This is a genomic window from Mycobacterium sp. 134 (assembly GCF_048282715.1).
GTDB lineage: Bacteria > Actinomycetota > Actinomycetes > Mycobacteriales > Mycobacteriaceae > Mycobacterium > Mycobacterium septicum.
Map to the genome: position 1 here is coordinate 5,317,518 of NZ_JBLVUN010000008.1, position 20,943 is coordinate 5,338,460.

The 20,943-nt window shown below is 66.8% G+C and carries 26 protein-coding genes; 8 read left to right on the forward strand and 18 right to left on the reverse strand.

What is annotated here, in order from left to right; all coding sequences use genetic code 11:
• Positions 1–97: 97 nt before the first annotated feature.
• The 3 genes from map to secY are packed head-to-tail and all read right to left on the reverse strand — an operon-like array spanning position 98 to position 2,759.
• Positions 98–895, reverse strand: coding sequence for a type I methionyl aminopeptidase (map, locus tag ACNQVK_RS30265; RefSeq protein ID WP_418032463.1), 798 nt, complete (start codon positions 893–895; stop codon positions 98–100).
• Complete coding sequence (locus ACNQVK_RS30270) at positions 892–1,437, reverse strand: adenylate kinase (RefSeq protein ID WP_418032464.1); 546 nt, start codon at positions 1,435–1,437, stop codon at positions 892–894. Before ACNQVK_RS30270 ends, map begins: the two co-directional genes overlap by 4 nt.
• Entirely contained in the window at positions 1,434–2,759 is a 1,326-nt protein-coding gene (gene secY, locus ACNQVK_RS30275) for a preprotein translocase subunit SecY (RefSeq protein ID WP_418032465.1), read from the reverse strand. The genes ACNQVK_RS30270 and secY overlap by 4 nt, the downstream gene beginning before the upstream one ends.
• A gap of 324 nt (positions 2,760–3,083) precedes the next feature.
• Between secY and ACNQVK_RS30280 the strand changes: the two genes are divergently transcribed.
• The 4 genes from ACNQVK_RS30280 to ACNQVK_RS30295 are packed head-to-tail and all read left to right on the forward strand — an operon-like array spanning position 3,084 to position 6,829.
• Positions 3,084–3,998 (forward strand): class I SAM-dependent methyltransferase, encoded by a 915-nt coding sequence (locus ACNQVK_RS30280; RefSeq protein WP_418032466.1) that lies wholly within the window; start codon positions 3,084–3,086, stop codon positions 3,996–3,998.
• 33 nt (positions 3,999–4,031) lie between these two features.
• Positions 4,032–4,961 carry a class I SAM-dependent methyltransferase gene (locus ACNQVK_RS30285; protein ID WP_418032467.1) on the forward strand — a complete coding sequence of 310 codons (930 nt, stop codon included), beginning with the start codon at positions 4,032–4,034 and terminating at the stop codon, positions 4,959–4,961.
• Positions 4,958–5,863 (forward strand): class I SAM-dependent methyltransferase, encoded by a 906-nt coding sequence (locus ACNQVK_RS30290; RefSeq protein ID WP_418032468.1) that lies wholly within the window; start codon positions 4,958–4,960, stop codon positions 5,861–5,863. The genes ACNQVK_RS30285 and ACNQVK_RS30290 overlap by 4 nt, the downstream gene beginning before the upstream one ends.
• An 18-nt stretch (positions 5,864–5,881) precedes the next feature.
• Positions 5,882–6,829, forward strand: coding sequence for a class I SAM-dependent methyltransferase (locus ACNQVK_RS30295; RefSeq protein WP_418032469.1), 948 nt, complete (start codon positions 5,882–5,884; stop codon positions 6,827–6,829).
• 135 nt (positions 6,830–6,964) lie between these two features.
• On the opposite strand, the gene ACNQVK_RS30300 is transcribed toward ACNQVK_RS30295, so the two are convergent.
• Genes ACNQVK_RS30300 through ACNQVK_RS30310 form a run of 3 tightly spaced genes read right to left on the reverse strand, consistent with a single transcriptional unit; the run spans position 6,965 to position 9,848 of the window.
• A complete protein-coding gene (locus ACNQVK_RS30300) occupies positions 6,965–7,462 on the reverse strand; it encodes a DUF3830 family protein (RefSeq protein WP_418032470.1) in 498 nt (165 codons plus the stop codon).
• Entirely contained in the window at positions 7,459–8,817 is a 1,359-nt protein-coding gene (locus ACNQVK_RS30305; RefSeq protein ID WP_418034434.1) for an amidase, read from the reverse strand. The genes ACNQVK_RS30300 and ACNQVK_RS30305 overlap by 4 nt, the downstream gene beginning before the upstream one ends.
• A gap of 47 nt (positions 8,818–8,864) precedes the next feature.
• On the reverse strand, positions 8,865–9,848 hold the full coding sequence (locus tag ACNQVK_RS30310; protein ID WP_418032471.1) for a D-2-hydroxyacid dehydrogenase: 984 nt from the start codon (positions 9,846–9,848) through the stop codon (positions 8,865–8,867).
• A gap of 79 nt (positions 9,849–9,927) precedes the next feature.
• On the opposite strand from ACNQVK_RS30310, the gene ACNQVK_RS30315 reads away from it, so the two are divergent.
• From ACNQVK_RS30315 to ACNQVK_RS30325, 3 genes are read left to right on the forward strand one after another with little or no spacing between them, the layout of a single operon-like run.
• On the forward strand, positions 9,928–10,665 hold the full coding sequence (locus ACNQVK_RS30315; RefSeq protein WP_418032472.1) for an Asp/Glu racemase: 738 nt from the start codon (positions 9,928–9,930) through the stop codon (positions 10,663–10,665).
• 24 nt (positions 10,666–10,689) lie between these two features.
• On the forward strand, positions 10,690–11,409 hold the full coding sequence (locus tag ACNQVK_RS30320; RefSeq protein ID WP_418032473.1) for a maleate cis-trans isomerase: 720 nt from the start codon (positions 10,690–10,692) through the stop codon (positions 11,407–11,409).
• On the forward strand, positions 11,406–12,062 hold the full coding sequence (locus ACNQVK_RS30325; RefSeq protein ID WP_418032474.1) for a GntR family transcriptional regulator: 657 nt from the start codon (positions 11,406–11,408) through the stop codon (positions 12,060–12,062). The genes ACNQVK_RS30320 and ACNQVK_RS30325 overlap by 4 nt, the downstream gene beginning before the upstream one ends.
• Here ACNQVK_RS30325 and ACNQVK_RS30330 read toward each other — a convergent pair.
• Positions 12,048–13,499, reverse strand: a complete 1,452-nt coding sequence (locus tag ACNQVK_RS30330) for an MFS transporter (protein WP_418032475.1) — start codon at positions 13,497–13,499, stop codon at positions 12,048–12,050. The two genes, ACNQVK_RS30325 and ACNQVK_RS30330, sit on opposite strands and share 15 nt — an antisense overlap.
• A 208-nt stretch (positions 13,500–13,707) precedes the next feature.
• On the reverse strand, positions 13,708–15,492 hold the full coding sequence (gene sppA, locus ACNQVK_RS30335; protein WP_418032476.1) for a signal peptide peptidase SppA: 1,785 nt from the start codon (positions 15,490–15,492) through the stop codon (positions 13,708–13,710).
• 85 nt (positions 15,493–15,577) lie between these two features.
• Here sppA and ACNQVK_RS30340 point away from each other — a divergent pair, with 85 nt between their 5' ends.
• Positions 15,578–16,504, forward strand: a complete 927-nt coding sequence (locus ACNQVK_RS30340) for an LLM class flavin-dependent oxidoreductase (protein WP_418032477.1) — start codon at positions 15,578–15,580, stop codon at positions 16,502–16,504.
• Positions 16,505–16,578: 74 nt separating this feature from the next.
• On the opposite strand, the gene rplO is transcribed toward ACNQVK_RS30340, so the two are convergent.
• From rplO to rplN, 10 genes are all read right to left on the reverse strand, one after another.
• Positions 16,579–17,022, reverse strand: a complete 444-nt coding sequence (gene rplO / locus ACNQVK_RS30345) for a 50S ribosomal protein L15 (protein WP_211157763.1) — start codon at positions 17,020–17,022, stop codon at positions 16,579–16,581.
• Positions 17,022–17,207: a 50S ribosomal protein L30 gene (gene rpmD / locus ACNQVK_RS30350; RefSeq protein WP_418032478.1), complete on the reverse strand. Its 186-nt coding sequence runs from the start codon at positions 17,205–17,207 to the stop codon at positions 17,022–17,024. The genes rplO and rpmD overlap by 1 nt, the downstream gene beginning before the upstream one ends.
• A gap of 2 nt (positions 17,208–17,209) precedes the next feature.
• Positions 17,210–17,866, reverse strand: a complete 657-nt coding sequence (gene rpsE / locus ACNQVK_RS30355; protein ID WP_084621991.1) for a 30S ribosomal protein S5 — start codon at positions 17,864–17,866, stop codon at positions 17,210–17,212.
• 25 nt (positions 17,867–17,891) lie between these two features.
• Positions 17,892–18,299, reverse strand: a complete 408-nt coding sequence (rplR, locus tag ACNQVK_RS30360; RefSeq protein ID WP_044516179.1) for a 50S ribosomal protein L18 — start codon at positions 18,297–18,299, stop codon at positions 17,892–17,894.
• Positions 18,300–18,301: 2 nt separating this feature from the next.
• Entirely contained in the window at positions 18,302–18,841 is a 540-nt protein-coding gene (rplF, locus tag ACNQVK_RS30365) for a 50S ribosomal protein L6 (protein ID WP_044516177.1), read from the reverse strand.
• Between the two features lie 13 nt (positions 18,842–18,854).
• Positions 18,855–19,253: a 30S ribosomal protein S8 gene (gene rpsH, locus ACNQVK_RS30370; RefSeq protein ID WP_029106887.1), complete on the reverse strand. Its 399-nt coding sequence runs from the start codon at positions 19,251–19,253 to the stop codon at positions 18,855–18,857.
• Between the two features lie 97 nt (positions 19,254–19,350).
• Positions 19,351–19,536, reverse strand: a complete 186-nt coding sequence (locus ACNQVK_RS30375; RefSeq protein ID WP_003883429.1) for a type Z 30S ribosomal protein S14 — start codon at positions 19,534–19,536, stop codon at positions 19,351–19,353.
• Positions 19,537–19,540: 4 nt separating this feature from the next.
• The gene (gene rplE / locus ACNQVK_RS30380) at positions 19,541–20,104 is read right to left on the reverse strand and encodes a 50S ribosomal protein L5 (protein WP_044516174.1); all 564 of its coding nucleotides are present in this window, start codon (positions 20,102–20,104) and stop codon (positions 19,541–19,543) included.
• A complete protein-coding gene (gene rplX / locus ACNQVK_RS30385; RefSeq protein ID WP_003883431.1) occupies positions 20,104–20,421 on the reverse strand; it encodes a 50S ribosomal protein L24 in 318 nt (105 codons plus the stop codon). The genes rplE and rplX overlap by 1 nt, the downstream gene beginning before the upstream one ends.
• Complete coding sequence (gene rplN / locus ACNQVK_RS30390; RefSeq protein WP_029106885.1) at positions 20,422–20,790, reverse strand: 50S ribosomal protein L14; 369 nt, start codon at positions 20,788–20,790, stop codon at positions 20,422–20,424.
• Positions 20,791–20,943 lie beyond the last annotated feature (153 nt).

Below are 20,943 nucleotides of genomic sequence, written 5' to 3' on the forward strand. Positions count from 1 at the left end.
GATACGACGTTGGTGGCGATCCGGTTCAATTACTACCTTTGCGCGCGGCTGTACACCAGCGCAGGCGCGCGGTTCGGGTAGTGATTGCTGGCGTTAATTACTGAGTGAGGATTCGCGGGCCGTCTTCGGTGACGGCGACAGTGTGCTCCCAATGAGCCGCGCGGGTCCCGTCGACGGTGACGACGGTCCACTCGTCATCGAGGATCTTCGTCTCGGTGGTCCCGAGGGTGAGCATGGGTTCGATGGCCAGTACCGAGCCGGGCTCCAGGTACGGGCCGCGCCCCGGCGATCCCTCGTTGGGCAGGAACGGGTCCATGTGCATCTGCCGGCCGATGCCGTGGCCGCCGTAGCCGTCAACGATCCCGTACTTGCGATCGTGACGCGCCTCGGCGGCGTGGGTCTCGACCTCGATCGCGTGCGAGACGTCAGTGAGCCGATTTCCCGGCAACATCGCGGCGATGCCGGCCTCCATGGCCGATTTCGTTGCCGCAGAGAGAGCTTCGTCGGCCGCGATGAGCGCGCCGATCCCGAAGGTGACCGCCGAGTCACCGTGCCAGCCGTCGACGATCGCGCCGCAGTCGATGGACACCAGGTCTCCGGCGGCCAGTTTCTCACCGGCCGACGGAATGCCATGCACCACACGGTCATTGACGGATGCGCAAATGCTGGCCGGGAACCCGTGGTAACCCAGGAACGACGGAGTGCCGCCACCGTCACGGATGACGGACTCGGCGATCTGATCCAGCTCGAGCGTGGAAACGCCCGGGGCGGCGGCGGCGCGCACCGCGCGCAGCGCCGAGGCGACCAGCGCCCCGGCCACAGCCATCGCGTCCAGCTCTCCGGCGCTGCGCTGCGCAACGACCTTGCGCTTGCGCAACCCCGGCAATCTGATCACTTACCCAGTGCGTGCAACGCGCGGGCGAACACCTCGTCGAGGGCGCCCACCGCATCCACGGTCTTCACGTCGTCGCGGTAGTACTCGAGCAACGGCTCGGTCTCGTCGCGGTAGACCTTCATGCGGTTGCGGATGACCTCGTCGGTGTCGTCGGCGCGGCCACGGCCCTTGAGTCGGGTCAGCAACTCGTCCTCGGACACCTGGAACTCCACCACCGCGTCGAGCTGGGTGTTGCGGGCGGCAAGCATGTCCTTGAGCGCACCGGCCTGCTCGACCGAGCGCGGGTACCCGTCCAGGATGAAACCGTCGGCGGCATCGGCCTGGTCGATGCGATCCTCGACCAGCCGGTTCGTCAGTTCGGCCGGCACCAGATCGCCGGCGTCCAGGTAGCGCTTGGCCTCCAGGCCGAGCGGGGTGCCGTCACCGATGTTCTTACGGAACAGGTCCCCGGTGGAGATTTGCGGGATACCGAGCTTCTCGGACAGCTTTTCCGCCTGCGTGCCTTTGCCCGCACCGGGCGGTCCGAGTAGAACGACTCTCACTTCAGGAACCCTTCGTAGTTACGTTGCATGAGCTGGCTCTCGATCTGTTTGACGGTATCCAAACCGACACCGATCATGATGAGAACCGCGGTACCGCCGAACGGCAGGTTCTGTACCGAGCCCGTGTTTCCGATCTGCAGGAACAGGTTGGGCAGAACCGCGATCGTACCGAGGTAGATCGACCCGGGCAGGGTGATCCGGCCGAGCACGTACCGCAGGTAGTCAGCGGTGGGCTTGCCGGGCCGGATACCGGGGATGAATCCGCCGAACTTCTTCATCTCGTCGGCACGCTCGTCGGGGTTGAACGTGATCGACACGTAGAAGTACGTGAAGAAGATGATCAGGCCGAAGTAGATCGCGATGTAGACGGGATCCGCCGGGTTGGTCAGATAGTCGGCGACGAACTTGTCCCACCAACCCGTGCCCGGGTTGGAGCTGCCGCTCTGGATCAGCTGGGTGATCAGGTGCGGAATGTAGATCAGCGACGACGCGAAGATCACCGGGATGACGCCGGCCTGGTTGACCTTGAGCGGCAGGTAGGTGGAGGTGCCGCCGTACATCTTGCGGCCCACCATGCGCTTGGCGTACTGGACCGGGATACGGCGCTGGCCCTGCTCGACGAACACCACGCCGACGATGATGAGCAGCGTCGCGGCAACCACTGCGGTGAACACCAGACCGCCGCGGCTCTCCAGGATGGTCTGGCCTTCGGACGGGATGCGGGCAGCGATACCGGCGAAGATCAGCAGGGACATGCCGTTGCCGATGCCGCGTTCGGTGATCAGCTCACCCATCCACATCACCAACGCTGCGCCCGCGGTCATCACCAGCACGATGGTGATCAGGCCGAAGATCGAGCTGTCCTGGATGATGTCGAGGCTGCAGCCCTGGAGCAGACCGCCGTTCGCGGCCAGCGCCACGATGCTGGTGGCTTGCAGGACGGCCAGCGCGACCGACAGATAACGCGTGTACTGCGTCATCTTGGCCTGGCCGGCCTGGCCTTCCTTCTGCAGTTGCTCGAAGCGTGGGATCACCACGACCAACAGCTGCACGATGATGCTCGCGGTGATGTAGGGCATGACGCCCACCGCGAAGACCGTCAGCTGCAGCAGTGCGCCACCGGAGAACAAGTTGATCAATGAGTAGATCTGCGCCGAATCTCCGCCGCTGACCTGCTCGATGCACTTCTGGACGTTCGGGTAGTTAACCCCCGGCGACGGGATCGACGCGCCGGCCCGGTACAGGATCACCAGGCCCAACGTGAACAGGATCTTGCGTCTGAGGTCGGCCGTCCGCAGTGATGAGATGAAAGCCGAAAGCACTCTTCCTCCTGCGCAGCCGACTTCTCAGCGCGGCGTGCCAAATGGGGCTGGTGGAGCCAGCGTCAATGGTCAAGTCATGTCCGACCGCCCTGCAGGCGCGCAGCCTGCGGACTCAGCCGTCAAATCAGTCTACGAGAGTAACAGCTGCCCTGGAGAGCACCCCTGCATGCACCCGGTACGCAGGGGCGTCGGTTCTCCCGATCCGTCCGAGGTACAGCCGCGCCGCAGAGCAGAGCTTATCTTCAGAATCGGAGCGTACAGTCGGCGACAGCTCGTTACATCACCTAACTAACACGTTGATTTTGACTGAACAAAGGGGAATTCATGGCCCGGACTGCTGACGACTCGTGGGATCTGGCCTCCAGCGTGGGTGCCACGGCGACGATGGTCGCGGCAGCGCGCGCGATGGCCACGAACGCCGATGATCCCGTGATCGACGACCCGTTCGCCGCTCCCCTGGTTCGCGCCGTCGGGATGGATTTCTTCAGCAAGCTCGCCGACGAGGACTTCACCACCGAGGGTCTCGACGAAGAGGCGGCGACCGGTCTGATCCGGTTCGCCAACGGGATGGCCGCCCGGACCCGCTTCTTCGACGACTTCTTCCTGAGCGCGTGCCGCGCCGGTATCCGGCAGGCCGTCATCCTGGCGGCCGGACTGGACTCGCGGGCCTACCGGCTGCCGTGGCCCGACGGCACCGTCGTCTACGAGGTCGATCAGCCCGAGGTGATCGAGTTCAAGAGCGCCACCCTGGCCGGTCTGGGCGCGGTGCCGACGACCGAGCGCCGGACGGTGGCCATCGACCTGCGCTTCGACTGGCCCGCCGCGCTGGCCGATGCGGGGTTCGACCCGTCGGAGCCCACGGCGTGGATCGCCGAGGGATTGCTGGGTTACCTACCGGGGGATGCCCAGGACCGTTTGCTCGACCAGATCACCGCGCTGAGCGCGCCGGGAAGCCGCTTCGGTGTCGAGGGTGTGCCCGCGACCGAATCCAACGACGAGGAGACCATCCGCGCCCGGATGCAGGAGTTCACCGACCGCTGGCGGGCACACGGCCTCGACATGGACCTCAACGAGCTGATCTTCCTCGGCGACCGTGCCGACGTGACGACGTATCTGGAAGGCCATGCGTGGCAGACCACCGGCATCTCGTCGAACGATCTGCTGGTCCGCACCGGCCTGCCGCCGGTCGAGGATGAGGCCCACGCGGCATCGGTGCTCTACATCGCCGCCGAGAAATAGCAGACGAGCAGTCGAGAAGTCAGGAGAACCCGAATGACACGGTCCGACACCGACACCTGGGATCTGGCCTCCAGCGTGGGTGCCACGGCGACCATGGTGGCCGCTGCCCGCGCCATCGCCAGCGCCGAACCCGATCCGCTGATCAATGACCCATACGCCGCGGACCTGGTGCGCGCCGTCGGGGTGGAGTTCTTCACCAAGCTCGTCGACGGGGAGGTCGACCTCGACGGTCAGCTGGCCGACGGCGCCGCGCTGATGACCGGAATCATGGCGGTGCGGACGAAGTTCTTCGACGACTTCTTCACCGCGGCCGGCGACGCCGGTATCCGGCAGGCGGTGATCCTGGCCTCCGGCCTGGACTCCCGCGCCTACCGGCTGCCCTGGCCCGACGGCACCGTGGTCTACGAGATCGACCAGCCCGCGGTGATCGGAGCCAAGACGGCCACCATGACCCAGATCGGAGCCACACCCACGGCCGAGCGCCGCACCGTGGCCATCGACCTGCGCGAGGACTGGCCGGCGGCGCTGCGCGCCGCCGGTTTCGATCCGACGGCACCGAGCGCATGGAGCGCCGAGGGCCTGCTGGCCTACCTTCCGCCGGAGGCCCAGGACCGGTTGTTCGACAACATCACCACACTCGGTGCCCCGGGCAGCCGGCTGGCCACCGAGTACCACCTCCCCGGCATGGCGGCGAACATCCGCGAGCGCGGTCAGGTCCTGAGCGAGCAGTGGCGCCAGCACGGTCTCGATCTCGATCTGGCCAACCTCTGGTACGACGGCGAGCGCAACTCGGTGGTCGACTACCTCACCGACCGGGGATGGTCGGTGACCGCGCGGCGGCGGCCCGAGCTGTTCGCCGACTACGGCCGCGAGTTCCCCGCCGGAGAAGCCGCCGAGCCACAACGCAATTCACAGGCTGTCATCGCAATACGAGACGCCGGACAGGATCAGGAAAAGCAATGACACGTACCGACGGCGACAGCTGGGATCTGGCCACCAGTGTCGGGGCGACCGCGACGGGTGTCGCCGCCTCCCGCGCGCTGGCCTCCAAGCAACCCGACCCACTCATCAACGACCCGTTCGCCGACGCGCTGGTGCGCGCGGTGGGTCTCGAACACAGCATCCGGCTCGCCGACGGTGAGGTGTGCGTCGAGGGCGACGTGATGCTCGACCGGCAGCGGATGTGCGAGCAGATCGCGGTTCGTACCCGGTTCTTCGACGATTTCTTCGTGGCGGCCGGTGAGGCCGGCATCCGTCAGGCGGTGATCCTGGCATCCGGCCTGGACACCCGCGCCTACCGGCTGGCCTGGCCTGCCGGCAGCGTGGTGTTCGAGGTGGACCAGCCCGAGGTGATCGAGTTCAAGACCGGCACACTGGCCGGGCTCGGCGCCGAGCCGGCCGCCGAGCTGCACACCGTGCCGGTGGACCTCCGTGACGACTGGCCGAAAGCCCTGCGTGACAACGGCTTCGACCCCGCAGTCCCGACCGCCTGGATCGCCGAGGGCCTGCTGATCTACCTGCCGCCGGAGGCCCAGGACCGGTTGTTCGACAACATCACCGCGCTCAGCGCCCCGGGCAGCCGCCTGGCCACCGAGCACATGGACGCCGCCTCGCTCACGGACAAGTGGTCGGAGCGCGTCAGCGAGTGGTCCAAGAAGGTCGGGTCCGATGTGGACCTGATGGATCTGTTCTATTCCGGTGAGCGGACCGCTGCCCGCGACTACCTCACCACGCTGGGCTGGGACGCCGCGGTGCAACCCACCCGCGCGGCCTACGAGTCGCACGGGTTCCCCTATCCCGAGGAGCTTGCCGATCTCGCCGGCGATTCTGGTTATCTGTCAGCAACACTCAAGACACCGAACTAGACGGCCGGGAGGCGCACGATGGCACGTACCGATGACGACAGTTGGGACCTGGCCTCCAGCGTCGGCGCCACCGCCACGCTGGTGGCGACCGGGCGGGCGATCGCCAGCCAGGATTCCCACGGGTTGATCGACGACCCGTTTGCGGCGCCGTTGGTGCGCGCGGTGGGCATCGAGGTGTTCACCAAGATGGTCGACGGTGAGCTGAGTCTGGATGCGCTGGCCCAGCTCGCACCCGATGCCGCCGAACGCGCTCGCTCGAATATCGACGAGATGGCAGTGCGCACAAGGTTCTTCGATGACTTTTTCATCACCGCCGTCGGAGACGGCAATTCCACAGAAGCGGGCAAGGCCGGTATCCGGCAGGCGGTGATCCTGGCCTCTGGTCTGGACTCCCGCGCCTACCGGCTGCCCTGGCCCGAGGGCACCGTGGTCTATGAGATCGACCAGCCCGAGGTGATCGAGTTCAAGACGCGCACCCTGGCCGACCTGGGCGCGGAGCCGACAGCGGAACGACGCACCGTACCGATCGACCTGCGCAACGACTGGCCGGCCGCCCTGCGGGCCGCGGGATTCGATCCGTCCGCCCCGACCGCGTGGTGCGCCGAGGGTCTGCTGATCTACCTGCCGCCCGAGGCGCAGGACCGGCTGTTCGACAACATCGCCGCGCTCAGCGCCCCCGGCAGTGCAGTGGCCACGGAGTTCGTTCCCGGGATGAAGGACTTCGATCCAGAGAAGGCCCAGGCCGCCACCGCGGTGTTCAGCCAGATGGGGTTGAACCTGGACATGCCCTCGCTGATCTACCACGGCGAAAGGCATTCGGCCGCGGACTATCTGAGCGCCAAGGGCTGGAAGATGTCCGGGGTGGCCCGATCAGAGCTGTTCGTCCGCCACGGACTGCCGGTCCCCGACCGCGACGAGAACGACCCGATGGGCGAGATCGTCTACGTCAGCGGCATTCTGGGCTGAGTTCGACAGGCGTCTGGTTCGGCCCGCCTCGTGGCATCGTGGTTACGCCGCGGATCGCGGTCAGCATTGAGCAGTGATCCGCGGCGTAGATGCTGAATCCAAGCTGGCGACGCGGAACTCTGGGCTGAGCACGGGTCAGGACAGCCGGGCGAAGCGCAGCGTCTCGCCTCTGGCTCCGCCCATCCACAAGTCCTGGCAGGCGGCGGCCATCTCCTCGAGCCCGTCCACGATCTCGCCGAACACGTTGCCGGGCACCCAGCCCTGGTCTCCGTTGATCAGCAGATTGTTGCGGCCGTAGAACAACGCCAGGTCGACGATCGCACCCGTGGTTCCCGTGCCGGCACTGTTCTCGTATCCGTACGCGGGGTTGCCCAGATCGTCGGAGTCGAACGAGAACCAGCACAGATCGCCCGGGATCGGAGTGACCGTGATGTTCTCCTTTCCGGGGTCGGCGCCGAACGCCGGTAGCAGCGTGTAGATCTCGTTGCGGGCGTACTTGCCGTGAAACACCTGCGCGGCCAGCGGTAGGGCGTCCCATACGGCCGCACACGTTCGCGGTGCCGCCTCGTCGAGCAACCGGGCAACGCAACTGATACCGCGCTTGTCCAGCGACACGGTGATCAACCGGCTCATGCAACCTCCTCTGTCAGCAACGCGGGCACCCGGCGATGCCAGTCCGTCGCCCCCTGGTAGACCTCCCCCACGCTGAGCACCAAGGCATCCGCATGCCGAGGGCCGACGATCTGCAGCCCGATGGGCAGACCACCCGAGCTGAATCCGCACGGCACCGAAAGTGCGGGCTGCTGAGTCAGATTGAACGGGTAGGTGTAGGGAGTCCAACTCGTCCAGTCCGGTGACGCCGAACCATCGGGCACATCCTGGCCGACCGGGAAGGCGGTCAGCGGCAGGGTCGGTGTGACGAGCACGTCGTAGGTCTGGTGGAACCGGCCCATCAGTTCGCCGAGTTTCATCCGGACGGCGGTCGCATCCAGATAGTCCGACGCGGTGAAGAACGTCCCGGTTTCGGCCGTGCGCCGCAGACCGGGATCGATACGCCCGTCCGCCGGGCCGTTCAGCCTGCTTTCCAACACTTTTGCCTCCCCGGAGAACCACAGCACGTGGAAGGCATGCACCGGGTCGGCGAAACCCGGGTCGACCTCCTCGACGCGCGCCCCGGCCGCCGCGAGCACCTCCACCGCGGCCCGCACCGCTACGTCTACCTCAGGGTCGTTGGCCCCGAAGCCGAGGTTCGGAGAGTAGGCGACCCGCAGCCCGTCGATCCCGCTGTTCAGCGTGGCACGGAAACCCGAACGCGGACAGGGCATTGCCGACCAGTCACGCGCGTCGAATCCGGTGATCACGTCCAGCAGCGCGGCGACGTCGGCGACTGTCCGGGCCATCGGGCCGGCATGCGACAGCGTGCCGAACGGGCTCGGTGGATACAGCGGGATGAGGCCGTAGGTGGGTTTGAGGGCGACGGTGCCGGTGAACGCGGCGGGGATGCGCACCGAACCTCCGCCGTCGGTGCCCACCGACCACGCCCCCATGCCCATTGCCACCGCCGCGGCACTGCCACCACTCGACCCGCCCGCGGTCACGGTGGGATCCCACGGGTTGCCGGTCGCCCCGTAGCGCGGTGAGTCGGTCACGCCTTTCCACGAGTACTCCGGTGTCGTGGTCTTGCCGAGCAGCACCGCACCGGATTCCCGCAGCCGCGCCACGCTGGGCGCATCCTCGTCCCACGGGCCCGCCTCGTCGATGAGCCAGCTGCCGCGCAGGGTCGGCCAGCCCCGGGTCCACAGCGCATCCTTGATCGACGTCGGGACCCCGTCGGCCGGTCCCAGTGGTTGTCCGTCGTACCAACGCTTTTCGGACTCGTGCGCAGCGGCCATCGCACCGTCGGGGTCGACGAGCACGAACGCGTTCACCGCGTCGTTGTGGCGATCGATGGCCGACAGGGCCGCCTCGGTCGCCTCCACCGGCGACATCGTCCTGGTGCGGTAGGCCTCGAGCAGCTCGACCGCCTGCGGGATCGTCACGTCGCATCTCCCGGTACGTAGCCAAGCGATTTGTCGACCACGTTGCGCAGCGGCTGCCCGGCCAGCCAGCGTCGCGCATTGTCGGCGAACTGATCGGCGAGAGTCTCGCGGAATCCGACGACGTCGCCGGACATGTGCGCGGTGATGACGGCACCCGGCGCGTCCCACAAGGGGTGTTCGGCGGGCAGCGGCTCGATGCTGAAGACGTCGAGGGTGGCCCCGCCGATGCGGCCTTCGGTCAACGCGGCAAGCAGCGCATCCTCGTCGACGATCGGTCCCCGGGCGATATTGACAAGGTGCGCATCGGATTTCATCGCCTTCAGCACGGTCGCGTCGACCAGACCCCGTGTCGCCGGAGTGAGCGGGGCGGCCAGCACCAGGTGATCGCACCAGCCGGCGGCCCCGGCCAGATCGTCGGTGGCGACCACCGTGCCGAAGTCCGGATCCTCGGTGACCGCCACGCGCCCAGCGCCCCGTACGGACATTCCGGCCGCGCGCAGCAGGCGGGCGATCTCGCGGCCGATGCCGCCCGTCCCGACCACGAGTGCATGGGCGCCCGCGATGCTGCGGGTCTCGCGGTAGCGCCACTCATGACGACGCTGGAACTCGAGGCTGGCCTGGCTCCCCTTGGCGTGGGCCAGCACCGCGCCGAGCACGTATTCGGCTATGGGACGGTCGAATACGCCACGGGCATTGGTGACCACGACATCGGATTCCCGCAACTTGTCGAACAGCAACGTATCGACACCGGCGGCGGCGACGTGAATCCACTCCAGCGCGTCCGCGTGCGCCCACACCTCGCGCAGTGCGGTGGAGAAGTAATCCCACAGCAGCAACGCCTGTGCACCCTCGACAGCCCGTCCCAATCCGTCGGCGTCGCAGTAGCGGAACTCCGCGTCCACGCAGGCCAGGCCCGGCACCCGGTCGGTCGCGCGCTCGCACAGCACCGCGATCACCGGTCGGGCTGCTTGGGGCGGCACGGTTCCGAGGCTAGGAAGGCCTTCGTAGGATTGTCAACAATCTGTTGCCGGTTGGCCGACTCGGCCTCACACTATGGACATGACGCTCGAGGAAGTCGTTCCTCCCCCACCGTTGCAGCAGGTGGGGATAGGCGTCGTGACGCCCTACGACTTCGCGCTCGACCGTGAACTGTGGCGCTGGGTTCCCGATGACGTCAGCCTCTACGTCACCCGGCTTCGGTACGCCCCGCTGCCAGTGACCGTCGACATGGCGGTGCATGTCTCCGAACCCGAGCAGGTCGAGGCCGGTGCCGCCAACGTGCTCGCAGTGTCGCCACTGGTCACGGCGTATGCGTGTACCGCGGGAAGCTTCGTCAAGGGAATGGCCGGCGAGGCCGCTCTGGTCGCGGCGATGCGTGCGGCCGGAGCCCCGGCCGCGGTGACCACAAGTGGCTCGATGCTCGCCGCCCTCCGGCACCTCGGCGTGAAGACGGTCGCCACGGTAACCCCGTACACCGCAGACCTGACCAGCGGGCTGACCAGCTACCTCATGGAGGCCGGGATCGAGGTGGCCGCCACCGCCGGCCTCGGCATGACTTCCCAGATCTGGGCGGTGCCCTACGAGACGACGGCCGAGTTGGTTTGTGCCACAGATTGTTCCGCCGCCGAGGCCATCGTCATCAGTTGCACGAACCTGCCGACCTACGATCTGATCGCCCGCTTGGAGCGCGACCTCGACAAGCCCGTGGTCACGGCCAATCAGGTGACCATGTGGGCGGCGCTGGCCGTCGCCGGCCGCAAGGCCGTAGGTGCCGGTCAGCGGCTGCTGGAAAACTGACATGGCCCGGTGAAGGGAGACTGCATGGCCACGGTGGGCATCCTCTATCCCGGCCACAGCGCCGAAGACGACTTCGGCGCGCTGGAGGCACGCCTGCAGGCGACCGTCCGTCTGCCCGTCGCGATCACCTCGGTCGGCGAGGATGCCCATCGCGTCGATGCCCTGCTCGACCTCGGCCGGACCGAACGCCTCGCCGATGGTGTCGTGCGCTTGGGGGCGGCGCGCCCCGATTCGATGATGTGGGCGTGCACCTCCGGCAGTTTCGTTTTCGGCCGCGACGGTGCCCGCCGTCAGGCCGATGACGTGGCCGCCGTATCCGGTGTCCCGGCCTCCTCGACGTCGATCGCCTTCGTGGATGCGTTGCAGCACTTGGGCATACATCGAGTGGCGGTGGCGGCGTCCTATCCCGAGGAGGTGGCGGGGCACTTCGTGGCCTTCCTGTCGGGCGGCGGCGTGGACGTGGTGTCGATGGGCAGCCACGGCATCGTCACCGCGGCCGAGGTGGGCCTGCTGGGGCAGGCGCAGGTGCTCGCCATGGTCCGGGCCGCTGACCACCCGGACGCCGAGGCCGTGCTGGTACCCGACACGGCCATGCACACAATGGGTTTCATCGACCAGCTGGAATCCGCTGTCGGCAAGACGGTGCTCACCGCCAATCAGGTCACGGTCTGGAAGGGCCTGCAGCTGATCGGGCCGGTGCCGCCGCTACCCGGACTGGGCCGCCTGTTCGGGGCGAGACCGTGACCGACTTCATCACTCCCGTCGAGCAGGAATCGACACCGGGCATCGTCGCCGAAAAGCTCAGGCAGGCCATCGCGTACGGCGAACTCGTGCCCGGTACGCAACTCGGCGAGGCCGAGTTGGCGCGCAGATTCGGCGTCAGTCGCGGTCCCGTCCGGGAGGGCATGCAGCGCCTCACCCAGGAAGGCCTGCTCATCGCGATCCGCAACCGCGGAGTGTTCGTCAACACCATGGACTCCGGCGAGATCCGCGACATGTACCTGGCTCGCGAGGCGATCGAGCGGGCCGCGAGCCGCCAGATCCTGCAGGGCGACTACGCGCGCGCCGGGGACGCGCTACTCGCCGTCGTCGACGAGATGGCGGCGGCCGAGGACCTGGACGGGGTCAGCGAAGCCGACATGCGTTTCCACGAGGTGCTCGTCGAACTCGCAGGCAGCCCACGGCTTTCCCGTCTGCACCAGACCTTCCTGGTCGAGACCAGGATGTGCGTGCACGCGCTGGCCGACACCTACGACGCCGCCACCGACCGGGTGAACGAGCACCAGAGTCTGGCGAGCGCCATCCGGTCCGGCGACGTCGCCCTCACCGACAAGTTGATGCTGGCCCACATGGAAGACGCCGTCGACCGGTTGATCGCCCGGCTACCCGCCGGCTGATGCCGTCGGCGTGCCGGAACCGACGGTGATGTCAGCCTCGGAATCGGCCTCGAAACCGGGCTCGTACTCCAGCTGAGCGGGTGCCTCCGGTGTCCCGGGTATCTCGGTGCCGTTGAGCGGACATCGGGCCGTCTCTGGGACCTTGACCAGTGCGATCATGCCGACCACACAGGCGACCATCATGTAGTACGCGGGCACCAACTTGTCGCCGGTCAGTCCGACCAGCCAGTCGTTGATCGCCGGCGCGGTGCCGCCGAACAGCGACGTCGACACGTTGTAGGCGATGGCGAATCCCGCGTAGCGGACCTGGGTCGGGAACATCGCCGGGAACGTCGCCGAAATGGTGGACAGCTGAGGCACATAGAGCAGCCCGAGAACCGCGAAACCGATGATGGCGCCGAGCATGTTCGTCGCCATCAACAGGAACATCGGTACCCCGGCGATGAACAAGCCGACCAGCGAGAACCACCACATCGGTTTGCGCCCCACGCGGTCGGAGACGTGCCCGGCTATGGGCAGGAACACCATCATCGTCAGCATGCCGATGATGGGAACGATCAGCGAGTGACTGCTGGACAGTCCGATGGTCTGTTCCAGATAGCTCGGCATGTACGCGAGCAGGGTGTAGTTCACCACGTTGAGCGCCACCACGACACCGCCCAACCGCAGCACCGGCGCCCAGTACTCCGACACCAGATCCTTGAACTGGGTCACCGCGCCCTGTTCGGTCTCTCCGGACTCCTCCAACTCTCGGAAGATCGGGGTGTCCTCCAGCCTGGACCTCAGATACACCCCGATGAGGCCGAGGGGCGCCGCGACCAGGAAGGGCAACCGCCAGCCCCACGAGCCCATCTGCTCATCGCTGAGCAGCACCGAACAGCCCAGCATCAACAAGGCACCTGCCGAAAAGCCGGCCAGGGTACCGAATTCCAGGAAGCTGCCGAGGAACCCTCGCCTGCGCGACGGCGCATACTCGGCCATGAACGTTGCGGCACCGCCGTATTCACCGCCGGTGGAGAACCCCTGAATCATGCGTAGTGCGACCATCAGCGCCGGCGCCCACAAGCCGATCGAGGCGTACGACGGAATCAGCCCGACGCAAAACGTCGCGCCGGCCATGAGGACGATGGTGATGGCGAGCACTTGCTTGCGGCCGACCCGGTCGCCCAGCGGGCCCCACACGAAGCCGCCCAGCGGACGCACCAAGAACGAGATGGCGAACGTGGCGAACGCCAACAGGGTGGCCTGCTGGGCGTCGCCGGGAAAGATGGCGGCCGATATGTAGCTCACGCCGTAGGCGTAGATACCGTAATCGAACCATTCGGTGGCGTTCCCGATCGCCGATGCGGCGATGGCACGCCTGAGGATGCCGGAGTCCGGCGGATTCTCGGGGGGTTCGCGGTGATCGAGGTCTGGCTTGTCTCCAAAGCCCTTCATCGGGCTTTTATGCGCGGGCACGAGTCCTCCATGTGTCTGACGACACCGTTCCCCGCCGCGCATTCTGTTACGGCTGCTCTGACTGGGTTGAACACCGCAGGGCCAGGCCGTCGTTTCGTCGACAATTCATCAGTTGCCAAGGTCTGACGTTACAGTCCCCCGGCAGCCGATGCACCGCCGCGTCACCGCGCCGCAATTGTCAATTGCGTCAAAACCTGTGTTCTCCCAGCCAAAGTGCGTTGACCCCGGTCATCGTGCGCCCGGCATTTTCGAGAACTCCGACCACCGACTGCCCGAGCAGGTTGCCGACCGCCTGCGGCAACGACGCCGCTGCCGGTTGTGACGAAGGCTTGGGCCGCAACATGTCCAACCAGGACGAACCGGGATAGCTCAGCACCCGCACCTTGGTGTCCGGATCCAGCCCGGCCAGAACCTTGGCCCTGGCGATCGCGGTACGCAGCCCGCCGAGTTCGTCGACCAGACCGCGGTCCTTCGCGTCGGCGCCGGTCCATATCCGGCCTCGGGCCACCTCATGGACTTGCTCGACCGACAGCTTGCGCCCATCGGCCACCCGCGAGATGAAATCGGCGTAGAACAGCTCGGTCTCGGCCTCGACGTGGGCGTGCTGCTCGTCGGTGAACGGCGCGTTGGACGACCAGGCGTCGGCGTTGAGGTTGGTGCGTAAGGAATCCGAACCGACCCCGAGTTTGTCCTTGAGCTCGCGCGAGACCAGCTTGCCGGTGATCACGCCGATGGATCCGGTGATGGTGCCGGCGTTGGCCACGATCTCGTCGGCCGCCATCGACACGTAGTAACCGCCCGACGCGGCCACCGCGCCCATCGAGGCGACGACGGGCTTGCCGCGCTCGCGGGCCCGGACCACCTCGCGCCAAATGGTTTCCGACCCCGTGACCGAGCCGCCGGGGCTGTCCACCCGCAGCACGATCGCCGACACCTCGTCGTCGGCGGCCGCCTCACGCAGGGCCGCGCCGATGGTGTCCCCGCCTGCGCTGGAGTTCCCCAGCGGCAACACCTGCGGCCCGCCCCTCCCACTGACGATGGGACCGTGCAGCGTCACCACCGCGATGGTGGGCTTGGATCTGCGTCCCGGGATCTGTGGTGCGGGAACCTTCGGAGACGTCCGCGCGTAACGCGAAAGATAAAGTCGCGGTAGGGCATCCGGGTGATTGTCGGCATCCGCACCGGCCTCGACCGGGCCACCGGACAGCTCACCGATCCGCGAGTACGCCTCGTCCCGGAACCCGATCCGGTCGATCAGGCCGGCGGTCACCGCGTCATCACGCAGCACCGGCGCCCTGTCGGCCAGTGCGTTGATGGCCTCCGTGGTCAGTTGCCGCGATTCGGCGATGGCCTGCCACGCCTGCGACTGCAGGCTCTCGATCATCCGGCCGTCGGCCTCGCGCTGCGCGTCGGTGTAGCGGTCCTCGGTGAAAACGTTTGCCGCCGACTTGTATTCACCGCGCGCGACGAACTGGGCCTCGATGCCCACCTTGTCGAGGGCGTCCCGCAGGAACGTCGCGTTGGTGGCGAAACCGACCAGACCGACCGTGCCCGACGGCTGCATCCACACCTCGCGGAACGCCGATGCCAGGTAGTAGGACAGCGTGCCGGGGTAGGTCTCCGCCCATGCCAACGAAGGTTTGACATCGCTGAACGCCGCGATGGCCTCGCGCAACTCCTGCACCGGTCCTGGTGCGGCGGCGGGCAGCTGCACCCGCGCGATCAGCCCGGCCACCCGGTCGTCCTTGGCCGCGCGGTGGATCGCCGCGACGGTCTGCCGTAGCACCATCGGGCGCCCGCCGCCCGCGATGACGGCCAGCGGGTCGAAGCCGCTGGTCTCAGGCGGTATCGACATCAGGTCCAACTCCAGGACACAGCCGCCGGGAACTCCGTTGTGTCGGGCGGTGTCGACGCGCCGGACCCACGTCTTGAGTTCGTCCTTGCCGGGAATCCCTGGGAGAAAAGCGAACATGAAACCGAGCCTACCGATCCCCGGGTTCTGCGCGCGTCGACGAGAACTCGCCGCCCACCGGACGTGGCGTCGTAGCGTGGGCCGGGTGACGTTCTCCATCTCACTCCCGCAGCTCCACCACGACGGCTTCGACGACGCGGGTTTCAAGGCGTATCTGGCTCGCGCCGAGGAACTCGGGTTCGAGGGCGGTTGGACCATCGAGCAGACCGTGGGCCCGGCACCGACGATCGCCCCGCTGGAGCTGCTGTCGTATGCCGCGGCGGTCACCACGACGCTACGGTTGGGCGTGGCGGTCCTGGTCACCTCCCTGCACGACCCGCTGCAGCTGGCTTCCTCGATCACCGCGGTGGACCGGCTCAGTCACGGCCGCCTCGACGTCGGGGTGGCGCCTGGCGGGGCTTTTCGGCAGTTCCCGGCCTTCGGGGTGGACTCCTCGACGTTCATCTCCAGCTTCACCGAGGGGCTGGAGTTGATGAAGGCCGCCTGGTCCGACGAACCCCGGATCACCTTTCACGGCCGGTTCCGCGACGTCGATGACCTGGCCATCAGCCCCAAACCCGTTCAGCGTCCACACCCGCCGATCTGGTTCGGCGCCAACGCCCCGGCCGCGCTGGCCCGCGCGGTCCGCCACGGCGACGCGTTTCTCGGGGCCGGGTCCTCGACCACCGCGGCCTTCGCCGAGGCCGTGCGCACGGTGCGCCGGGAGATAGACGAGCAGGGCAAGGACCCGGACACCTTCCGGATCGGCAAGCGGGTGTATCTCATCGTCGACGACGACAGCGCCCGCGCGCGGGAGCGGGTGGACGCGGGCTTGGGACGGATCTACGGGGACAGGCCCGGTCTGGGAGATGTAGCGGTGGCCGGCACGGCGGACGAGGTGGCGCGGGGCCTTCGCGAAGTTCTCGATGCGGGCGCGCAGACCATCGTGCTCAATCCGACGGGGGCAAGCGTCACCGAGGACCGCGAGCAGTTGGAGCGGCTGGCCGCCGACGTGATCCCGCAGCTCACCTGACCTGGCGAGCAGACGCGAAAGCCCCCGAAATCCGGTGATTTCGGGGGCTCTGACGTCTGCTCGCGCAGAGAAAATTACAGCTCGGTGGCCGAACCGCCGGCAGCGGTGATCGCCTCACGGGCGCTACCACTGAACTTGTTGGCGGTCACGTCGACCTTGACGGCCAGCTTGCCGTCGCCGAGAACCTTCACCAGGCTGTTCTTGCGAACCAGGCCCTTGGCCACCAGCTCGTCGACACCGATGGTGCCGCCCTGCGGGAAGGCCTTGGTGATGTCGCCGACGTTGACGACCTCGTACTCGGTCCGGAAGCGGTTCTTGAAGCCCTTGAGCTTCGGCAGCCGCATGTGGATCGGCATCTGGCCACCCTCGAACGTCGCGGGGACGTTCTTGCGGGCCTTGGTGCCCTTGGTACCACGACCGGCGGTCTTACCCTTGGAGCCTTCACCACGACCAACGCGGGTCTTGGCCTTCTTCTCCCCGGGAGCGGGCTTCAGGTCGTGCAGTTTGATTACAGACATTAGGACTCCACCACTTCCACATCAACGAGGTGATGAACGGCCTTGATCAGACCGCGGGTCTGCGCGTTGTCCTCACGAACCACGGACTGACGAATCTTCTTCAGTCCCAAGGTCCGCAGGCTTTCGCGCTGCTTCCAGCGTGCGCCGATGGTTCCGCGCACCTGGGTGATCTTCAGCTCTGCCATGGTTATGCCGATCCCTCACGCGCTGCTGCGGCAGCCAGCGCTTCGCTCTCGCGCCGGGCCTTCAGCATGCCGGCCGGCGCCACGTCCTCGAGGGGCAGACCGCGACGTGCCGCCACCTCTTCGGGACGCTGGATCATCTTCAGCGCGGCAACGGTGGCATGCACCACGTTGATCGCGTTGTCGCTGCCCAGCGACTTGGCCAGGATGTCGTGCACCCCGGCGCATTCCAGTACGGCGCGGGCCGCACCACCGGCGATGACACCGGTACCGGGGCTGGCCGGACGCAGCATGACCACACCGGCGGCAGCCTCACCCTGGACCGGGTGGACGATGGTGCCACCGATCAGGGGGACACGGAAGAAGCTCTTGCGAGCCTCCTCGACGCCCTTGGCGATGGCGGCCGGAACTTCCTTGGCCTTGCCGTAGCCGACACCGACCATGCCCTTGCCGTCACCGACGATGACCAGCGCGGTGAAGCTGAAGCGCCGACCACCCTTGACCACCTTGGAGACGCGGTTGATGGTGACCACGCGCTCGATGTAGTTGCTCTTCTCACCGCTGTCGCGGCCACCACGGCCACCACGGTCGTCGCGGCGGCCACGGCCACCACGGTTGTCGGAAGCGCCTGGGCCGCCGGCACCAGTTGCCTGCTCGGCCATCATGCAGTCCTCTCGTTGACAGTCATCAGAATTTCAGCCCGCCCTCGCGCGCGGCATCCGCCAGCGCGGCGATCCGGCCGCCATAGGTGTAGCCACCACGGTCGAACACGACAGTGTCGACGCCGGCAGCCTTGGCGCGCTCGGCGATCAGCTGACCGACCCGAACACTGTGCGCCTTCTTGTCGCCCTCGACCGCACGCACGTCGGCCTCGATCGACGAGGCAGCCGCCAAGGTGACGCCTTCCAGGTCGTCGACGAGCTGCACGTGGATGTGCCGTGCCGAACGGTTGACCACCAGACGCGGGGTCTGGGCGGTGCCGGCGACCTTCTTGCGCAACCGGGCGTGCCGACGCAGCCGTGAGTTGCGGCGGGTCTCAGAGATGTTCTGCCCCACCGGCTTGCGGACGGCGGCAGCTTCAGTCTTTGCAGCCATGATTACTTACCTGTCTTTCCGACCTTGCGGCGGATCTGCTCACCCTCGTAACGCACACCCTTGCCCTTGTACGGGTCGGGGCGGCGCAGGCGGCGGATGACCGCGGAGATCTGACCGACCTTCTGCTTGTCGATGCCTGTGATCGAGAACTTGGTGGGCGTCTCGACGGCGAACGTGATGCCCTCGGGCGCCTCGATCACCACGGGGTGGCTGTAACCGAGCGCGAACTCCAGGTTGGAACCCTTGAGTGCGACGCGGTAGCCGACGCCGAAGATCTCCATCTTGCGGGTGTAGCCCTCGGTGACGCCGGTGACCAGGTTGGCCACCAGGGTGCGGGAGAGCCCATGCAGGGAGCGGCTGCGCCGCTCGTCATCGGGACGGCTGACCACGATGGCGCCGTCTTCGTTGCGTTCGACGGTGATCGGCTCGGCGACGTCCAGGGTCAGGGTGCCCTTCGGGCCCTTGACGGAGACGTTGCGGCCGTCAATCGTCACATCGACCCCGGCGGGAACCAGGACCGGCTGCTTACCAATACGCGACATGTCTTCTATCCCCTCACCACACGTAGGCGAGGACTTCGCCGCCCACGCCGCTTCGTGCCGCCTGACGGTCGGTGAGCAGGCCCGAGGACGTGGAGATGATCGCCACGCCCAGGCCGCCGAGCACCCGAGGCAGATTGGTGGACTTTGCGTAAACCCGCAGACCGGGCTTGCTCACGCGGCGAAGGCCGGCGATGCTGCGCTCACGGCTGGGGCCGTACTTGAGCGACACCACCAGGGACTTGCCGACGCGGGCATCCTCGGTGCGGTAATCGGAGATGTAGCCCTCTTTCTTGAGGATCTCGGCGATGTTCGCCTTGATCTTCGAGTGGGGCAGGGTCACCTCATCGTGGTACGCCGAATTGGCGTTGCGCAGACGTGTCAAAAAGTCTGCGATCGGGTCAGTCATCGTCATGACAACCGGCTCACCTTCCTCGCGGCGGTTCCCTGGTAAGGGCCTTCCGCAACCTGTTGGATTGGTCTGTGTGGTCTACTGCGCTGTGCCCGCTGGATTACCAGCTGGACTTCTGCACGCCGGGCAGCTCACCCGCGTGCGCCATCTCGCGCAGGCAGATACGGCACAGCCCGAACTTGCGGTAGACCGAGTGCGGGCGACCGCACTTGTTGCACCGCGTGTACGCGCGAACCGCGAACTTGGGCTTCTTGTTGGCCTTGTGGATCAACGCCTTCTTTGCCATGTGCTCAGTTCTCCTTGAAGGGGAAGCCCAGCGCCTTCAGCAGCGCACGGCCTTCGTCGTCGTTGGTCGCCGAGGTGACCACGGTGATGTCCATGCCGCGCGGGCGGTCGATGGAATCGACGTCGATCTCGTGGAACATCGACTGCTCGTTGAGGCCGAAGGTGTAGTTACCGGTGCCGTCGAACTGCTTGCCGTTCAGGCCGCGGAAGTCGCGGATACGGGGCAGGGCGATGGAGATCAGCCGGTCCAGGAACTCCCACATCCGGTCGCCGCGCAGCGTGACGCGCGCGCCGATGGGCATGCCCTCACGCAGCTTGAACTGTGCGATGGACTTGCGGGCCTTGCGGATCTCCGGCTTCTGGCCGGTGATCAGGGCCAGATCGGCGACCGCGCCGTTGATCAGCTTGGCGTCACGGGCGGCGTCGCCGACGCCCATGTTGACGACAACCTTGACGACGCCCGGGATCTGCATGACGTTGTCGAACTCGAACTGCTTGTTCAGCGACTCACGGATCTCTTCGCGGTAGCGCTGCTTGAGCCGGGGCTGAACCTTCTCAGGTGCGGTCATCAGATGTCCTTGCCATTGGTCTTGGCGATGCGGACCTTCTTGCCGGTCTCTTCATCGACGCGGTAACCCACACGAGTCGGCTTGCCGTCGGAATCGACGACCATCACGTTGGACACGTGGATCGCGGCTTCCTGGGTGACGATGCCGCCCGACGATGCGCCGCGCTCGTTCTGTGACTGCGCGGTGTGCTTCTTGATCCGGTTGACGCCCTCGACAAGGACCTTGTCGCGGGTCGGGTAGGCCTCGATGACCTTGCCCTTCGCGCCCTTGTCCTTGCCCGAGACCACCAGCACGGTGTCGCCCTTGTGGACCTTCATTTACAAAACCTCCGGAGCCAGCGAGACGATCTTCATGAACTTCTTCTCGCGCAGTTCGCGACCGACCGGCCCGAAGATGCGGGTCCCGCGGGGGTCGTTGTCGGCCTTGATGATGACGGCGGCGTTCTCGTCGAACTTGATGTAGCTGCCATCGGCGCGGCGGCGCTCCTTGACGGTGCGCACCACGACGGCCTTGACGACATCGCCGCGCTTGACGTTGCCGCCCGGGATGGCGTCCTTGACAGTCGCGACGATGATGTCGCCGATGCCGGCATAGCGTCGCGATGAGCCACCGAGCACGCGGATGCACAAGATTTCCTTGGCGCCCGTGTTGTCGGCGACCTTCAACCGCGATTCTTGCTGAATCACTCGATCTCCTGACCTGGGTTTGTATGCACGCCAGATACCGACCTGGACGTGCGCGGTCTTTGTTTCCGAAGGGCACGCGGGGCCGACTCTGAAACAGCAGTCAACCGAGGTCTGCCCAAGGCAACCCCTACATAGTAGGTGAGCACGGCGAAT

Coding starts and splice junctions, on each gene's coding strand:
- ACNQVK_RS30320 (WP_418032473.1), top strand. CDS start 10,690: ATGGCCACGGTGGGCATCCTCTATCCCGGCCACAGCGCCGAAGACGAC.
- ACNQVK_RS30330 (WP_418032475.1), bottom strand. CDS start 13,499: ATGAAGGGCTTTGGAGACAAGCCAGACCTCGATCACCGCGAACCCCCC.
- ACNQVK_RS30290 (WP_418032468.1), top strand. CDS start 4,958: ATGACACGTACCGACGGCGACAGCTGGGATCTGGCCACCAGTGTCGGG.
- rplR (WP_044516179.1), bottom strand. CDS start 18,299: ATGGCTGCAAAGACTGAAGCTGCCGCCGTCCGCAAGCCGGTGGGGCAG.
- rplE (WP_044516174.1), bottom strand. CDS start 20,104: ATGACCGCACCTGAGAAGGTTCAGCCCCGGCTCAAGCAGCGCTACCGC.
- ACNQVK_RS30285 (WP_418032467.1), top strand. CDS start 4,032: ATGACACGGTCCGACACCGACACCTGGGATCTGGCCTCCAGCGTGGGT.
- ACNQVK_RS30280 (WP_418032466.1), top strand. CDS start 3,084: ATGGCCCGGACTGCTGACGACTCGTGGGATCTGGCCTCCAGCGTGGGT.
- ACNQVK_RS30295 (WP_418032469.1), top strand. CDS start 5,882: ATGGCACGTACCGATGACGACAGTTGGGACCTGGCCTCCAGCGTCGGC.
- rpmD (WP_418032478.1), bottom strand. CDS start 17,207: ATGGCAGAGCTGAAGATCACCCAGGTGCGCGGAACCATCGGCGCACGC.
- rplO (WP_211157763.1), bottom strand. CDS start 17,022: ATGTCTGTAATCAAACTGCACGACCTGAAGCCCGCTCCCGGGGAGAAG.
- ACNQVK_RS30375 (WP_003883429.1), bottom strand. CDS start 19,536: ATGGCAAAGAAGGCGTTGATCCACAAGGCCAACAAGAAGCCCAAGTTC.
- rpsH (WP_029106887.1), bottom strand. CDS start 19,253: ATGACGATGACTGACCCGATCGCAGACTTTTTGACACGTCTGCGCAAC.
- rplF (WP_044516177.1), bottom strand. CDS start 18,841: ATGTCGCGTATTGGTAAGCAGCCGGTCCTGGTTCCCGCCGGGGTCGAT.
- rplX (WP_003883431.1), bottom strand. CDS start 20,421: ATGAAGGTCCACAAGGGCGACACCGTGCTGGTGGTCTCGGGCAAGGAC.
- ACNQVK_RS30315 (WP_418032472.1), top strand. CDS start 9,928: ATGACGCTCGAGGAAGTCGTTCCTCCCCCACCGTTGCAGCAGGTGGGG.
- rpsE (WP_084621991.1), bottom strand. CDS start 17,866: ATGGCCGAGCAGGCAACTGGTGCCGGCGGCCCAGGCGCTTCCGACAAC.
- sppA (WP_418032476.1), bottom strand. CDS start 15,492: ATGTTCGCTTTTCTCCCAGGGATTCCCGGCAAGGACGAACTCAAGACG.
- ACNQVK_RS30305 (WP_418034434.1), bottom strand. CDS start 8,817: ATGTCGCCGGTGGAGGCGACCGAGGCGGCCCTGTCGGCCATCGATCGC.
- ACNQVK_RS30300 (WP_418032470.1), bottom strand. CDS start 7,462: ATGAGCCGGTTGATCACCGTGTCGCTGGACAAGCGCGGTATCAGTTGC.